The 16,077-nt window shown below is 60.4% G+C and carries 10 protein-coding genes; 7 read left to right on the top strand and 3 right to left on the bottom strand.

The annotated features are described in order from the left end of the window. Positions 1 to 67: 67 nt before the first annotated feature. From ACOBR2_RS02710 to ACOBR2_RS02690, 5 genes are all read left to right on the top strand, one after another. Complete coding sequence (locus tag ACOBR2_RS02710; RefSeq protein ID WP_420238534.1) at positions 68 to 607, top strand: YfiT family bacillithiol transferase; 540 nt, start codon at positions 68 to 70, stop codon at positions 605 to 607. A gap of 18 nt (positions 608 to 625) precedes the next feature. Further along, positions 626 to 2,254, top strand: coding sequence for a hypothetical protein (locus tag ACOBR2_RS02705; protein ID WP_420238533.1), 1,629 nt, complete (start codon positions 626 to 628; stop codon positions 2,252 to 2,254). A 44-nt stretch (positions 2,255 to 2,298) separates the two neighbouring features. Further along, positions 2,299 to 3,468 carry an NAD(P)/FAD-dependent oxidoreductase gene (locus ACOBR2_RS02700; protein WP_420238532.1) on the top strand — a complete coding sequence of 390 codons (1,170 nt, stop codon included), beginning with the start codon at positions 2,299 to 2,301 and terminating at the stop codon, positions 3,466 to 3,468. 197 nt (positions 3,469 to 3,665) lie between these two features. Further along, complete coding sequence (locus tag ACOBR2_RS02695) at positions 3,666 to 5,975, top strand: ATP-binding protein (protein WP_420238531.1); 2,310 nt, start codon at positions 3,666 to 3,668, stop codon at positions 5,973 to 5,975. Beyond that, positions 5,972 to 7,327, top strand: a complete 1,356-nt coding sequence (locus ACOBR2_RS02690) for a sigma-54-dependent transcriptional regulator (protein ID WP_420238530.1) — start codon at positions 5,972 to 5,974, stop codon at positions 7,325 to 7,327. Before ACOBR2_RS02695 ends, ACOBR2_RS02690 begins: the two co-directional genes overlap by 4 nt. Positions 7,328 to 7,509: 182 nt before the next feature. Here ACOBR2_RS02690 and ACOBR2_RS02685 read toward each other — a convergent pair whose 3' ends face one another. Then, positions 7,510 to 9,684 (bottom strand): tetratricopeptide repeat protein, encoded by a 2,175-nt coding sequence (locus ACOBR2_RS02685; RefSeq protein WP_420238529.1) that lies wholly within the window; start codon positions 9,682 to 9,684, stop codon positions 7,510 to 7,512. A 380-nt stretch (positions 9,685 to 10,064) separates the two neighbouring features. On the opposite strand from ACOBR2_RS02685, the gene ACOBR2_RS02680 reads away from it, so the two are divergent. After that, positions 10,065 to 11,354: a PAS domain S-box protein gene (locus ACOBR2_RS02680; protein WP_420238528.1), complete on the top strand. Its 1,290-nt coding sequence runs from the start codon at positions 10,065 to 10,067 to the stop codon at positions 11,352 to 11,354. 133 nt (positions 11,355 to 11,487) lie between these two features. Here ACOBR2_RS02680 and ACOBR2_RS02675 read toward each other — a convergent pair whose 3' ends face one another. Beyond that, on the bottom strand, positions 11,488 to 12,771 hold the full coding sequence (locus tag ACOBR2_RS02675) for an excinuclease ABC subunit C (protein WP_420238527.1): 1,284 nt from the start codon (positions 12,769 to 12,771) through the stop codon (positions 11,488 to 11,490). 94 nt (positions 12,772 to 12,865) lie between these two features. Between ACOBR2_RS02675 and ACOBR2_RS02670 the strand changes: the two genes are divergently transcribed. Beyond that, entirely contained in the window at positions 12,866 to 14,263 is a 1,398-nt protein-coding gene (locus tag ACOBR2_RS02670) for an IS1182 family transposase (protein WP_420236173.1), read from the top strand. A gap of 409 nt (positions 14,264 to 14,672) precedes the next feature. Here the strand turns inward: ACOBR2_RS02670 and ACOBR2_RS02665 are convergent, their stop codons facing one another. Beyond that, a complete protein-coding gene (locus ACOBR2_RS02665; protein WP_420238526.1) occupies positions 14,673 to 16,064 on the bottom strand; it encodes a TldD/PmbA family protein in 1,392 nt (463 codons plus the stop codon). Positions 16,065 to 16,077 lie beyond the last annotated feature (13 nt).

Here is a 16,077-nt window from a genome sequence, read left to right as displayed (position 1 = left end):
CAGACGCCCTACTAAACCACAAGGTTTTTTATGTGCTCTGCCTCTCAACCGTGGTAAGGTGCAGGCAATGAGGGAACTGGATCTAGAGGAACTTCGTTATCCCATAGGCCGCTTCAGCGCTCCGGCCAGCAGCATGCCGGGGATTCGTGCGGCAAACATTCACACGCTCACTCTGCTGCCCCAGCGGATGCGTCAGGCAGTGGAAGGTCTGAGCTACGGCCAACTCGATTCGCCGTATCGCGATAGCGGATGGACCGTCAGGCAGGTGGTACACCATGTGGCCGACAGCCACACCAACGCCTTCCTGCGCTTCAAGCTCGCGCTCACCGAGGAGTGGCCCTCCATCAAGCCATACAATGAAGCGGCCTGGGCGGAACTGGGCGACAGCAAGAATCTGCCGGTTGAGCCTTCGCTGGCCATCATCGACGGCGTTCATGCCCGCTGGGTTGCCCTGTTGCAGTCGCTCGACAACGAGGACTACCACCGAGGCTACAACCACCCCGAGCTTGGACAGGTGCCCCTGGCCAAAGCTCTGGCCATGTATGACTGGCACAGCCGCCACCATCTGGCCCACATCACCAGCCTGCGCTTGCGCATGAACTGGTAATGGAAGAGGAGGCGGCGCGTGGCCCGGATTCATGAAGCCGCCGCTGCCGCCCCCCTGCCTGTCGCCCCCCTGCCTGCCGCCCCACTGGTTGCCACCATTGAGGAATATCTGGCCGCGCATCCTGAGGCCGCCGTGCTCGAAGAGGGCAAGGTGGCCTTTGACATGCGCTCGGCCCATTGCACCGTCGCCGAGCAGCACGGTCGCTGTGTGGTGCAGTTCTGGAATGACGAGCGCAATTTGCTGCGTACCGTGGTTGAGGTGCAGCAGCGCGCCCACAGCCTGCGCCTGATCACCCACCGCATGGGCGCAAGCCGCTCCCAGACGCTTGAGCTGGTTCCCAGCCACGAACGCCGCACCCCCACCACCCGCGAATCTGCCCGCCGCCACTATCAGCGCCTGCTGGAACGCGTGCTGAGCCGCCGCTTTGTGGGCGCAAAGGTAGACGGCTTCCGCTCCGCCATGGATCTGGAACACAGCTTTGGTCCGGCCTACGTGCGCGGTCGTCTGCTGCAGGGCACGGCGGCCGATGCGGTAATTGGCGTAAGCGCGGCGGAAAGCGGAGCCATCATCGATGGCGTGCTCACCCTGGGCATTCTGTGGCTCGACTACTGCCGCCAAAAAACCGCGGCGCGCCGCCACTACGGCGGGCTGAAGGTGATTGTGCCCGAGGGCGCGGCCCGCACCACCGCCGAGCGCATGGCCTGGCTGAACTACACCGCCGCCAACTTTCAGCTTTTCACCCTGAATGAACAAAGCGAAGAGCTGGAGCCGGTGGAGCATGCCGATATGGGCAACGCCACTGCGCGGCTAATGCATGCCTGCTCGCCCGAGAGTGTGCTGGCCCGCTGCCGCGAAGGCCTGGACCGCCTGCTGGAATTGGTGCCCGACGGAGCCCGCTGCCGCATTGAGGTTCGTCCTCGCACCGCTACCGAAGTCGGCCTGCTGCTGCACGGACTGGAGTTTGCCCGAGTGCGGCAGGTGGCCCGCAGCGACTCTTTCGACCGTGTGCTGGAGGTGAGCTTTGGCGCGGGACCGAACGAAACCCTGCTGGACGAAAGCAACACCGAACGCTGCCGCGAACTGATTCACCGGTTATTTTTGAGCCGCTATCCGGACGGCGCGCACAATGACCCACTCTTCCGCCTGCAGCCGGAACGCTGGCTGGAATCGGAGGTCCGCGCCGGCCTGAGCGAGTTGCTGCCCGCGCTGCGCTGCGATCTTTTCTACGAGCAGGTGCCCGCCGTGGGCATTGGCGACCGCGGCCTGCTCGATCTGCTCACCCTCGACCGCAGCGGACGGCTGGTGGTGATCGAGCTAAAGGCCGACGAGGATCTGCATCTGCCCCTGCAGGCCCTCGATTACTGGATTCGCGTACGCACCTTGAACGCCGACCGCAAGACGGTGGGCGGCGCGGGCCGGCAGCTTTCGGCCTTTGAGCGCGCCGGATACTTTACCGGGAACGAAGTTTCCGAGTTGGATCCCAGGCTGCTGCTGGCCGCTCCTGCCCTGCGCATCCATCCCGCCAACGAGACTGTGCTGCGCTATCTTTCGCCCCGCGTGGACTGGGAGCTGATCGCCTTCGGTGAGCACTGGCGAAGCGAACTGAAGATCGTCTTCCGCAAGCGCAGCACCGACCAGCGTTCCTGACGTGCGTTCCTGACGGCCTGTTCCTCTATGCTGGAACAGGAACCATGAGCACAACTGCAAGGCAATTCGACGTAATCGTACTGGGCGCGGGAGCCGCAGGGCTGATGTGCGCCGCCACGGCAGCCGCGCGCGGCAAGCGTGTTGCTGTACTCGACCACAACGGCCAGCCGGGCCGCAAGATCCTCATCTCTGGCGGAGGCCGCTGCAACTTCACCAATCTGCACTGCGCGGCCGCCAACTACCTGAGCCAGAACAAGCATTTTGTGAAGTCGGCGCTGGCACAGTTCAGCCCACGGCATTTTCTGGAGCTGGTGGCGCGTTACCACATCCGCTGGCACGAGAAGACCCTTGGCCAGCTCTTCTGCGACCAGTCGGCCCGCCAGATTCTGGACCTGCTGCTGGCCGAGTGCGAACGCGGCGGCGTGGAGCTGGTGCTGAACGCCGGTCGCATCGAAGTGGAAAGCGGCTTTCGCGTGGCCAGCACGCAGGGCGAATTTCATGCCCCCGCTCTAGTCATCGCCACCGGCGGACTCTCCATCCCCAAGCTGGGTGCCACCAGCCTCGGCTACGACGTCGCCCGCCAGTTTGGTCTGAATCTGGTGGCCACCCGCCCCGCGCTGGTTCCCCTGCTGCTTGCTGGCGAAGAAGCCCCCTGGACCCAGCTGGCTGGCGTGGCTACCGATGTGGAAGTGCGCGCCGCCAAGTCCAGCTTCCGCGAAAAACTGCTGGTGACGCATCGTGGCCTGAGCGGACCGGCCATCCTGCAAGCCTCCAGCTACTGGCACAAGGGCAAGCCGCTCACGGTGGACTTTGCACCCGACTCCAGGCAGCTGTTTGCCAGCCTGCTTGCGCCCCGCGCCCGGCGAGATGCAGCAGCCTTCCGTCAGGCTTTGCGCGAAGCCTTGCCGCAGCGTCTGGCAGGCTTTCTGGCCGAGGCAGCGCTGCCCTCAAGCTGGTCCAATGGAGCACTAGAAGAAGCCGAACGCCGCCTGCACAACTGGGCGTTCCGGCCCGCAGGCGATGAAGGCTACGACAAGGCTGAAGTCACAGCCGGCGGCGTGGACACTGCAGAGCTGGACTCCAAGACGCTTGCCGCACGCGCCGTGCCTGGACTGTTTTTCATCGGCGAAGTGGTTGATGTAACCGGCTGGCTGGGCGGCTACAACTTCCAGTGGGCGTGGTCGTCGGCCGTAGCTGCGGGACGGGCGCTCTAGCAGCATTTTCGGCTCAAGCATTCGCATAATTCCGGGGGCCCCACCCTCGCCACGCCTTTGTTTTTGTGGCTAGGGTGGGAAAGCACGAAAACGAGCTTGATCGGCCGAATCTCTGACGGCTTCCCGTTCCGGCGGCGCTGCTCCCCCTCCACCCATGCTCCCTGTCTTCGGCCCACCGGCTCGCCTATAATCTGCGCATGGCATTCCTCGGCAATCCGCGGCATCGCTCCATCGCTCTGTTCGGAGCGGGCGCACTGCTAGTGTTTGTGCTTCTTGGTGCGCTGCAGGCCTTCAATACTTCGAACATCTCTTTTCTGAACCCGGAAACCTCGGGCGAAACGCTGGCCTTCACCGGGCTGACGGTCGTGGTGTTTCTTCTGTTCATTGTGCTTCTGATGCTGCTGCTCAGGAACATTTTGAAGTTGGTGGCCGAGCAGAGCAGTGGCGCTCTGGGTGCCAGATTGCGCACCCGCATGGTGCTGGGCGCGGCGCTCATCGCGCTCATCCCCGCCGTCTTCATGTTCCTGTTCAGCTTCCAACTGATGAACCGCTCCATCGACCGCTGGTTTTCGCCCAACACCAGTGAGCTGCATGACGATTCAACCCGCGTAGTGCAGGAGCTGGTGCAATATGTGGGTTCGAATGCCCGCAGCGAAGCCGAGTCGATAGCCACCAGCGGTGCGACCGACCGCGATTTGCCGCAGTTGCAGGACGTGCTGGCTTCCCGCCGCATTACACTCGAAGGCGGCTTCGTGGTGGTCTACGACAAGAACAAGGGCGTGCTGGCCTCTTATCAAACGCCGCCGCTCGACACCCCCGTCCGCCTGCATTCGTGGACCGATGCGGGAATGCGCGACATCTCCATCACCATGGCCGGATCGCTCTCCAGCGTTCTGCTGCCGGCCGCGCAACGCAGCGACGAACCGGTGCTTGAAGTCGCTGGCCAACAGTACGCGCTGGGCCTCTCGATTACCCAATCAGGCAAGGCTGTGGTGGCTGCGCTGCCCATGCCCCAGGGCCTGAGCCAGACGGTAAAACGCATTCGTACGGGCGCCAACGAGTACTGGACGCTCTTCCGTGCACGCGGCCGCCTGCGCACCACGTTTTTCCTGATGCTGCTGCTCATCACCACCTTTGTCTTCTTTTCCAGCGTGTGGCTGGCAGTATTTTTGAGCAAGCAGATTACCCGCCCCGTTGAGGCTCTGGCCGACGCCATGAACGCCATTGCCGATGGCAAGTATGACCAGCGTGTTGAAACACATGCTACCGGTGAAATGGGCGACTTGGTGGCTTCGTTCAATCACATGGCTGCCGATCTTGAAACCAGCCGCAATCTGGCCGTAAGCTCCTCCGCGCAACTGACCACCGCCAATCAGGCGCTGGAAGAACGCCGCCGCGAGCTGGAAACGATTCTCGAAACCATTCCCAACGGCGTGGTTACACTCGACGCCTCGGGCACCGTCCTCCAGTCCAACCATGCTTTTACGTCCTTACTGGGGCTGACCGAAATCTCCACTCTGGCCGGAGAGCCCATTGAAACCATTCTTCCTCCGGAATGCATCGTGGATTTTTCCGGCGTCATCCGCCGCAGCCGTCGTATGGGCATGGCTTCCACCGAAGTGGAATTCCACTCCGCCGGCAGGGTCGTACATCTGGCCATCACCTGTGCGCGACTGGATCTGGCTCCTGGCCGTACAGGCAGCGTGCTGGTCGTGGAAGACACAACGGAGCTTTTGCGCGCGCAACGCCAGCTGGCCTGGAAGGAAGTGGCCCAGCGAGTGGCGCACGAGATCAAAAACCCGCTGACGCCGATTGCACTCTCCGCCGAACGCATCCGCCGTCACCTGGATCGCACCCAGACGGATTCGCCCAAAATCATCCGCAAATGCAGCGAGGTAATTCTGGGCTGCGTTGAAACCCTCCGCGGCCTGGTGGATCAGTTTGGCGCGCTGGCGCAGTTCCCCGCGCACCAGCCACATCTGTGCGAGGTAAATCAGTTGGCGGAGTCGGCACTAGCGCTCTTCGCTGACCGGCTTGAGGGCATCACCCTGCAGCGCCATCTGCAAGATGGATTGCCGCAGGTCATGGCCGATCCCGACGCCATGCGCCGTTCGCTGGCCAACCTGATCGACAACGCCGCCGAGGCCATGCAGGACAGCCTGCTCAAGGTGCTCACCATCTCCAGCAGCGTCTGTGACGATGGCTCCTCTGTGGAGATCTGCATTACCGATACCGGCCATGGCCTGACCGACGAAATTCGCGAGCGGCTCTTCCTGCCCTTCTACAGCACCAAACAGCGCGGCACCGGACTGGGACTCTCGATTGCCGCCAAAATCGTGCAGGAGCATGGCGGATCGATCCGCGCCGAAAGCAACACCCCAAAGGGCGCACGCTTTTTCATCCACCTGCCACTGACCGATCCATCTTCCCCGCCGCCTGCTCCTGATGCGCAGCTGGGCGAGTCCAATCTGTATCCCCCCTCCGAAGAGAAAGAGGTCTCCGCATGAACCACATCCTGGTAGTCGACGACGAAGCGGAGATCCGCAACTCGCTCGAAGAGATTCTGCGCGAAGAAGGCTATGGCGTAGTCACGGCAGCCAATGCCGCTGAAGCGTTGGTGAGGCTGAACGACGCACCTTTTGACGTGGTTCTGCTCGACATCTGGCTGCCCGACCGCGACGGCCTGGACGTACTCGCCGACATTCGCCAGTTCGCAGCCGAAACGCGCCCTGAAGTAGTCATCATCAGCGGCCACGGAACCATTGAAACCGCCGTCAAAGCCACCAAGCTAGGCGCATACGACTTCCTTGAAAAACCACTTTCGCTCGACCGCACGTTGATCGTGCTGAACAACGCCGTACAGGCGCGCAAACTACGCTCCGAAAACATCGAATTCAAGCGCCAGTTCAGCGTCAACAGCGTACTGACCGGAGAAAGCGTTCCGGTGAAGGCGCTGCGCCAGCAGATCAAGCTGATGGCCCCCAGCAATGGCCGCGTGCTCATCTACGGCGAATCGGGAACCGGCAAGGAACTGATCGCCCGCGCCATTCACGCCGAAAGCCAGCGCCGCGATGCCATCTTTGTCTCGCTCAACTGCGCCGCCATTCCTGAAGATCACATCGAGGCCGAACTCTTCGGCTATCGCCACGGCGCACAGCCCGGCGGACCACCTGAGTTGCGCGGGACCCTCGAACGCGCCAACAGCGGCTCGCTCTTCTTGGACGAAGTGGGCGACATGAGCCTGAAGACCCAGGCCAAAGTGCTCAGCGCACTCGACGACCAGATGTTTACGCCCGTCGGCGGTACCCAGCCGCTGCACGTGGACGTGCGCCTGATCGCCTCCACCAACAAAGATCTGGAAGAAGAAATCGCTAAGGGAAACTTCCGCGAAGACCTCTTCTACCGGCTCAACGTGGTGCCCTTCTTTGTGCCGCCCCTGCGCGAACGCAAACAGGACATTCCGGTACTGGTGCGTGAGTTTCTGGCCGACTTCGGCCGTCAGTACGGGCGGCCACGCATGGAAATTGCCGACGAAGCTCTGGCCGCGCTCGCACAGTATCACTGGCCCGGCAATGTGCGCGAGCTGAAGAACGTGATTGAGCGTGTGCTGATCCTGAATCCGCGGGCGCTGCGCATCGAGCGCAAACATCTGCCGCCGCTCACCCACAAGTCCGGCTCGCGCTCCACCGAAGAGTTCAGCACCTTGCAACAGGCCCGCGACGCCTACGAGCGCGAATACATTCTGAAAAAGATCGAAGAGGCGCGCAACAACATCAGCCACGCCGCCGAGCTGCTCGGTCTGGAACGCAGCCACCTTTACCGCAAGATGAAGGCGCTGGGAATTGCCATTCGCGAGTAACGCAGTTGCAAACAAGAAAGATCCCGGAGGCGCAAAGGCGCTCTCCGGGATTTTTTCTTGTTTGCGTTTTATAGCAAAATCCGGGAAGCTGTCCCCTAAAGCCGCAGGCCTACAGTTGCCGTGACCAACAGGGAACGGCAACCTTGCACGTATTCTCTGGGGCTACCGTTCCCGATTTTGCTCTAGTTCCGCAGCCGACGCGCCACCTTGCCTACCGCCGTCAACTCGCCCAGCGCCTCGCGGATCGTCTCCACCACCGGCTCCCACTGGCCCGGATTTTTCTGCTGAAAGAGCCGCAACGTCGGGTACCAGGGAGAATCCGAACGCCCCAGCAGCCAGCGCCAGTCGGCGGTGTAAGGCAGCGGAACCCAGACCGTCTTGCCCAACGCGCCGGCCAGGTGCGCCACCGACGTATCGGCTGAAATCACCAGATCCATCCGCTCCATCTGCGCCGCCGTATCGGCCATATCGTCGGTCAACTCTGCCAAGTCAACAATCGGCCCCGCATCCAGACGAAGCTGCCCGGCGGAAACGCCCATCTGCAGCGAGTAAAACTGCGCCTCCTCCAGATCAAGGAAGCACTCAAAGTCGGCAAAGTTAAGTGAGCGAAAGCGGTAGCGGTCGTTTTTAAAGCTAGGGTTTCCGGCCCAGTTCAGACCCACTTTCAGCCTGTCCTCCGGCCACGTAACCGCATCCATCTTGCGCCGCGCCTCTTCAGGAATGCGCAGGTAGGGCACTTCCGCCGGAACTGTCTCCAGCGTGGTTGCAAAGATGCGCGGTAGACTGAGCAGCGGCATGTGGCAATCGAACTGCGGCAACGGATCGCCATAGGCCACCACCTCTTCCACGCCCGGCAGCTCCCGCGCCAGACGCACGCAGCGGCTCTGCACCTCCATAACCACGCGGCCACCCACCTGCTGCACCATGGGCACATAACGCAGGAACTGCAGCGTATCTCCATAGCCCTGCTCGGCATGAATCAGAATCCGCGCCCCATTCAACTGCTCGCCCTGCCACTGTGGCTGCGGAAACAGCCTCTGCAGAAGAGGCGCACCTTCCCAGCGCCATTCGTACTCCCGCCACCCCGCCTCGAACTGGCCCCGGGTCAAATGAATCAGCCCCAGATTCATGCGATTCTTGGGCAGCTCAGGGGCAATTTTCTGTGCCTGCCTGTAGCAAAGCTCGGCTGCATCCAGCCGGTTCATGGCATGGTAAACCGCGCCCAGATTGCAGTAGGCTTCCGCCATGCTCGGCACCAGTTCCAGCGTCTGCTTGATAGCCTCTATTGCCTCATCATGCTGGCCCAGGCCCAGCAATGCCAGCCCCATGTTGTTGTAGGCCCCGCCGAACTCAATGTCTCCGCGGGGAATCTTCCTGTACTCCTGGACCGACTCTTCGTAGCGTTCGAGCGCACGCAGAATATTGCCCAGATTGTTGCGGGCCTTGGTCAGCATGGGATTCAGCCGCAGAGCCTCCTGAAACTCCAGCGCGGCAGCCTCGTCACGGTGCGTCACGGCCAGTACGTTGCCCAGGTTGTAATGCGCGTCAGACCAGTCTGGCCGCAAACGAATCGCCTCCCTGTGGCAACGCTCGGACTCTTCATAACGCTTCTGCAACTGACGTAGATTGCCCAGATTCGCCCACGCCTCACTGAAGCCCGGCTTCAGATGCACAGCCTGCTCAAAGTGCTCGGCCGCCTCCGTCCACTGCTCACGGACTTCCAGCAAATTGGCCAGATTATAGTGCGCCTCGGCAAAGCTGGGCTTCAACTCAATGGCCTTGCGAAAGTAGGGTTCCGCTTCCTCGCCACGCTTCTGCTGCTCCAGCAGATTGCCCAGATTGCTCCACGCCTCGGCCAGCTCCGGCTTCAGCTCCACCGCACGGCGAAAGCCAGCCTCCGCCTCATCCAGATGGCCGCGTATCTGCTCCACCAGGGCAAGGTTCAAATACACCTCGGCCAAACGCGGATTCAGCTCCAGCGCCCGCCGATAGCAGGCTGCCGCCGCATCCAGCTGGCCCTGCGCCTGCACAATGGTTCCCAGATTGGAATAGTAGGAAGCTTCGTTGCCGCGCACATTAATCGCCTGACCAATCAGCTGGATCGCCAGATCCGACTTCCCGGCCTGATTCACAATCAACCCCAGCAAATGCAGGCTGTCTGCGTGGCGGCTGTCAATCTTCAGAATCTGCTCATAGATGCGCGCCGCTTCATTCAGCCGTCCCTGCTGGTGCAGCGCAAAAGCGCCCTCAAAAAGCGCCTGCACTGCCCCCTGCATGGCCGCCCGCTGCGCATCCCCGTGCAACGGTGGAATGGAAGGCGCAAAAGCATTGGCGGCAATAGACGTGAAATTTTCCATGAGCAGAGCTTAATCCGCGATTCGTTTGCCCCTCCAACAGTCTTAGCCAAAACCAAGACAAAATTTCCCGGAGTGGGACCTGTTCCACTTTGGTCACACCGTCTCCCACTCCAACCCCGTTCTTTTCAATCTTTCCCTCTGCTTCCTTCCAACCCACCCAAGAAAAAACTTCGCCCGCTCTGAATTATTGGAGTGAAATTGTCGATAAGAGAACACATGTGAGTTTTGCACAAAACTCGCGCAGGATTCCCCTCCAGCCTGACGGTGCATCCCCCAAAGAAAGAGCACAAACTGCGATGAAATTACCAACCAACTTGTTTACGTCCCCGTCTCGCAACAAACACGAGAAAACGCTGGAAGACAATTCGAATGAAGAGTCTATGCTGCGCGGCGAAATCGAAGCCCTCAATCGCGTACAGGCTGTTATTCACTTCGACACGAACGGCAACGTTCTCGACGCGAACAAAAACTTCCTCACCACCATGGGCTACACGCTCGACGAAATTCTCGGCAAGCATCACCGCATCTTTGTTGATCCGACCTATGCCCGCAGTGCCGCCTACGAGGCGTTCTGGAAGACATTGCGCAGCGGCAATTTTGAGAGTGGCGAGTTCAAGCGCATTGCCCATGATGGCCATCATGTATGGCTGCAGGCCAGTTATAACCCCATCTTCGATTCCCACGGCAAACTCCTCAAGGTCGTAAAATTCGCCACCGACATCACCAAGGAAAAGCAAAAAAATCTGGATGTGGCAGGGCAGATCGAGGCCATCCACCGGACACAGGGCGTCATTGAGTTCGACCTGCAGGGAACAATCCTGAATGCCAATGAAAACTTTCTGCATCTGATGGGCTACACACTGAACGAAATCCGTGGCCAGCAGCATCGCATCTTTGTTTCGCCGGAAATGGCGGCCAGCGCCGAATACAAGACTTTCTGGGAGAATCTTCGTGCTGGACGGCCTGATGCGCGCGTCTTCGAACGATTCGGCAAAAACGGCAGGCGCGTCTGGATTCAAGCCAGCTACAATCCCATCCTCGATGAAAATGGAAAACCGACCAAAGTCGTCAAGTTCGCCTCCGATCTGACCAAAATCATCGATCAGACGGAATTAACCCAGCAAACCGCGCAGCAAGTGGCCGCCGCCACCGAAGAAATGTCCAGTTCCATTGGAGAGATCAGCCACAACATGGAACTGTCGCGTGAAGCCACAACCAAAATTGCCACCATCTCGGAGGAATCCGGACAGGCAGCCTCGCATCTGACGGACTCAATGCGCGCCATGGAGCGAATTGTGGGCCTGATCCACGATATTGCAGGCCGCGTGAATATGCTGGCCCTGAACGCCACCATCGAAGCTGCCCGTGCCGGCGAAGCAGGAAGAGGTTTTGCCGTTGTAGCAGGCGAAGTAAAAAATCTCTCCGACCAGACGGCCAAGGCCACCAGCGAGATCGGCAATGAGATTGCCAACGTGCAGAAAACTTCAGAGCACGTCGTCAGCACCATCCAGGACACAGTTGAAGCCGTTTCGCAGGTGAGATCGTACGTAAGCAGCATCGCCACGGCCATGGAACAGCAGACGGCAGTCACCAAGGAAATCGCCGGGCACTCCAGCCACATGGTAGCCGCCGTCGATTCCATCTTGCGCGAGGCCCGCAAAACAGCCTGACTTCTCCCCTCCAAAGGGAGAATGTGAATCAATTTCCCTTCGTTGACGCAACCCTGCGTCAACGAAGGGAAAGAAAACCTCCCCATGCCATGAAGTAACAAGGCCAGCTTTGCGTGACAGGAACAACCTGCCCTTACGCATTCGTAGCCATGGAGCGCGCCGCCACCCGACCAATTCCGCGCAGAATCGCCTTCACCGGCCAGTCACCGTCCTCGGCAGGAAAATAGACCTCGCCCACACGCTTGACCTCGGGCCGGTAGTACCAGCGCTTGAGCAACGCCAAATGCCCCTGACGCGCCGTAAGACTCTCCGCCCCATACTCCGTCGCCAGAGCCTGCAAGACCTCATCCAGTCTAGCTTCCAGCATTCCCCGAACTACTTTTTGTTTTTCTCTCTTCCCGGTTCCCGGCTCCCGGCTTCCTGCATCTTCCTCCCCTTGCAGCCCTGTTCCCTGCTCTTCGGGAACGGCCTCCAGCGCCACCGGCTGGGCAAAGAGCGAGCTCGACCCTGACTGCTCATTCTGGATGCGCATGCCCAGCGTCGAAAAACCGACCGGCCCGCGCAGACGACCTTCTTCATAAAGGAAGACAGCCACCTCGCCCGGCTGAGCCGAGGCTTGCAACACAACTGAACGCAGTTGGTTCAGGGGCCGCACCAGCTCAGGAGCCAGCGCCGCTACGGATTCCACGCGCTGCACAAGGGCGTGCGCCGCAGCAGCCTGCTCGAACTCCAGCGCTTCGCTGGCCCGGTCGCGTTCCGCACGCAGTTCCTTAAGCCGGCTTTCGCCACGCGTCGTCAAAAAACGCTCCACGGCTTCGGCTTCTTCGTCGTACCGCTCATCGGTACAGCCGCCGAAGCAGGGCGCAAGGCACATCTTCATTTCAGAATAGACGCAGCCCGGATGCGCAGGATTCGGTTCCAGATCCTCCACGCAACGACGCAGCAGAAAAAGCTTCAGCGTCTCGTCCACCAAACGATCCGCAGCGGCACGACTGGCAAACGGACCATAGGCCCAGCCCGATTCACGCTGCCCGGGTCGCGTGGTTACCGCCAGCCGGGGATAGCGATTGCCCCCCATGTAGCGCACAAAAACCGGTGCGCCCAGGTGCATGCGCTCCAGCGCCTTTTCTCCGCCAAAAACCTCGGTCAGAAGAGAAAACTGTGCCAACAGCGACTCGAATTCCGAGCCGGTCCGCCGCCACGCAATGCGCCGCACCCGCCCGGCCAGTTGCAGCCGTTTGGGGTGCTTGGCCGAGGGCGTCAGCAGCCGCTTCAGCCGGGAGCGCAAGTTCGGCGTACGGCCCACGTAGGGCTCTGCCTTGGCGTCTTCGCCGTAAAGCGCAAAAACGGCTGCCTGCTCCGGCAACGCGCCAAGCGCCGCCAGCGGCTGAGCCGGATCAAATGCGATGGTGTCCATTTCCTGCATCATTCTACCTGTGCTAGGAGTCTGTCGCCCATAGAATTGCCCGAGGTCCTGGTCCAGACCAGGCCCAGCAGATTACGATTTTGTTATGGGCCAGAACTTCCTTCCAGACACGGTCAACCAGACGCTTCTGTTTCCACCCAGCCTTCACGACTGGCTACCTGACGGCCATTTGGCTCGTTTTGTCGTGGATGTGGTTTCGGCATTGGATCTTGAATCGATCTATGCTTCGTATCGCGAGAAGGATGGTCGCGGCCAGTCGGCTTATGCTCCGGAGATGATGGTTCGCCTTCTTTTGTACGGTTATGCCACGGGCGTTTACAGCTCACGCAGGCTTGAGAAGCATACCTGGGAAGACGTGGCATTTCGCTATCTTTCCGGCGACCAGCATCCGGACCACGCCACGCTGGCCGAGTTTCGCAAACGGCATCTGGCTGCGCTGTCCGAACTGTTCACGCAGGCCTTGTTGCTGTGCGCAAAAGCCGGTCTGGTTAAGCTGGGTCATGTGTCGATCGATGGAACAAAGATCAGGGCGAACGCCAGCAAGCACAAGGCGATGAGCTACCAGCGCATGACCGAGAGCGAGGCGCGCCTGAAGCAGGAAATCAACGCTCTGTTGGCTGCTGCGGAAAAAGCGGATGCCGACGAGGACGCGCAGTACGGCAAGGATCGGAACGGCGAAGAACTTCCCGACGAGTTACAGCGACGCGAGAGCCGGTTGCAGAAGATTCGCGAAGCGAAGCAGGCACTCGAAGACGAGGCCCGCGAGAAGGCTGAGCAGAAACTTGCTGAAGCAGAAAAGAAACAGGCTGACGAGGAAGAAGATCGTCGCGCGGGCAAAAAGAAACGTGGTCGCAAGTCGAATCCCCCTGATCCGGACAAGGCAAAACCCGCAGACAAGGATCAGCGCAACTTCACGGATCCGGAGAGCCGCATCATGCCGGATGGCGCCAATAAAGGCAGCTTTTTACAGGCTTATAATGCGCAGATCGCGGTCGATTCCATCGCGCAGGTAATCGTGGCCGCCGCGGTTACGCAGGAGACGAACGACAAAAAACAATTACTGCCGATGGTGGCACAGATCGAAAAGAATCTTGCCCAAAAGCCCGAGAAAGTCAGCGCTGATACCGGCTACTTCAGCGAAGCAAATGTGACCGACGCAACGGTAGCTGAAATCGACTTATACATCGCCACAGGCCGCGACAAACATAGTGATCCAACGGAGATAGCCTGTGGTGAAGCCCCGTCAGATGCAACGGCACGAGAACAAATGCAACATAAGTTGAAGACCGAGGCCGGACGCGCAGTCTACAAAAGACGCAAGGCGATCGTGGAACCGGTCTTTGGACAAATCAAGGAGTGCCGCGGTTTTCGTCGCTTCAGCATGCGCGGCAAACAGAATGTGAGCGGAGAGTGGAGGCTGGTGTGCGCGGTCAGCAATCTGTTGAAGCTCTTTCGCTCCGGATGGGCACTGCAAAACGCGTAAAAACAACGAAAGATCAGAATCCGAATCAGAGTCGCGCCTCAAAGATACGGTGCGGTAGAGAAAAACTGACAGCAACAGACAAATCCAGTACTGCGCAGCCAGGCCGACATCTCCTGCAAAAATCGCAAACGCTATGAGCGACAGACTCCTAGAGCGGTTCTCCAATAGGTGTAGCCCTTTGTAGATCGTGCAAGGTGGCTTTTTCTTGAGAAAACGCCACTCAGCGGCAGTGGCTTCGGTGTACAGCAATTGGAGAACCGCTATAGAGCTTTGACCGCATCAAGTCGGACCTTGGTTCGTGCTTTCCCAGGTCCCAAAAGCAGGATCTGGGGCACCCAGAGTGGGTACAAATTCAACCGGTCAGAGACCTAGGTGCTAGAGGCTGGAGGCTAGAAGCTGATAGCTCGTTCTACTCCCCCGCCACCGTCATTCCGTCAATCCGCAGCGTGGACGCGGCCACTGCTCCGCGGAAGACCAGATCGTTGCCGATGGCGGTCACATTGCGCAGCATCTCTTTCAGATTGCCGGCTACCGTGACTTCTTCCACCGCATGAGTCAGCACGCCATTGTCGATCCACAGGCCGGAAGCACCACGGGAGTAATCGCCCGTGACCACATTCACGCCAAAGCCCATCAGGCTGGTCACATACAGGCCCTGCCCAACGTTCTTGATGATCTCTTCCGGCGCAATCGGACCCGGCTCCAGATAGAAATTACCGCAGCCCACGCCCGGCGCTCCGGCCAGTCCGCGTGAAGCATTGTGGGTGGACTTCAGCCCCAGTTTGCGGGCCGTGTAGGTATTCAGAAGATAGCTCTTCAATACGCCGTTTTCCACCACCACATTGCGCTGCGCGGGCAGACCTTCGCCGTCGAAGGGCGAGGTTCCATAGCCGCCCACGCCACTCGGCAGCATCATCAGGTGGTCGTCCACGATGGTCAGACTGCTGGAGGCAATCGCTTCGCCCAGTTTGCCGGCCAGAAACGAGGCGCTGCGCCAGATGGCGTCACCTGAAGCCGCTTCAAAAACCGATCCCAGCAGCGAACGGGCCACCTCCGGCGCAAAAACGATGGGCACCTGCTGGGTTTTTACCCGCCGTGCTCCCAACCGCCGCAGCGTACGCCGCGCAGCCTCAGCACCAACCGCCTCGGGCGAATCCAGATCCGCCAGCCGCCGCGCGCTTGACCACCAGCCGTCGCGCTGCATCTGGCCATTTTCATCCTGAGCCAGCGGAGCCGCGCTCACGCCCGCATAGCTGGTGCGGTAGCCGCCCACAAATCCGCGCGAATTCACCAGCACCTTGCGCCCGGTGGCCGCCTCAAAGCTGCCGCCGTCGGAGTTGGTAATGCGCTTGTCAGCAGCCAGCGCCGCCGCCTCCGTCCGCCGCGCCCACTCGATGCGCTCTTTGCCATCCAGCGAGTACACATCGTCAAAGTAGAGTTGCTGATCGTCACTGATCGAACCAAACTCCTCGCGCTCGGCCAGCCCGTTGCAGGGGTCTTCTTCGGTGACGCGGGCCAGGGCCACAGCGCCTTCCACCAAAGCCCGCAGCCCTTCAGCCGTCAGATCGCTGGTGGAAGACGAGGCCGACCGCTTGCCCAGAAAGACGCGCAGCCCGAGGGCCCGTGAGCCGGACTCCTTCAGGGTTTCCACCTCGCCCATGCGCACATTCACGCTGAACTCGTCGCCTTCGCGTGCCACGGCCTCGGCGTCGCTGGCTCCGGCCTTGCGCGCCAACTCAACCGCCTCGATCGCCAGTGCTTCAATGTCCACTTTTCCCTGCTGAACTTCCACTTGTGCCATGGGTCCACACTAC

Origin of the sequence: Telmatobacter bradus (assembly GCF_048629425.1) — a bacterium.
In the GTDB taxonomy this organism is placed as follows: domain Bacteria; phylum Acidobacteriota; class Terriglobia; order Terriglobales; family Acidobacteriaceae; genus Telmatobacter; species Telmatobacter bradus.
This window is presented reverse-complemented; position numbering and strand designations above follow the sequence as displayed.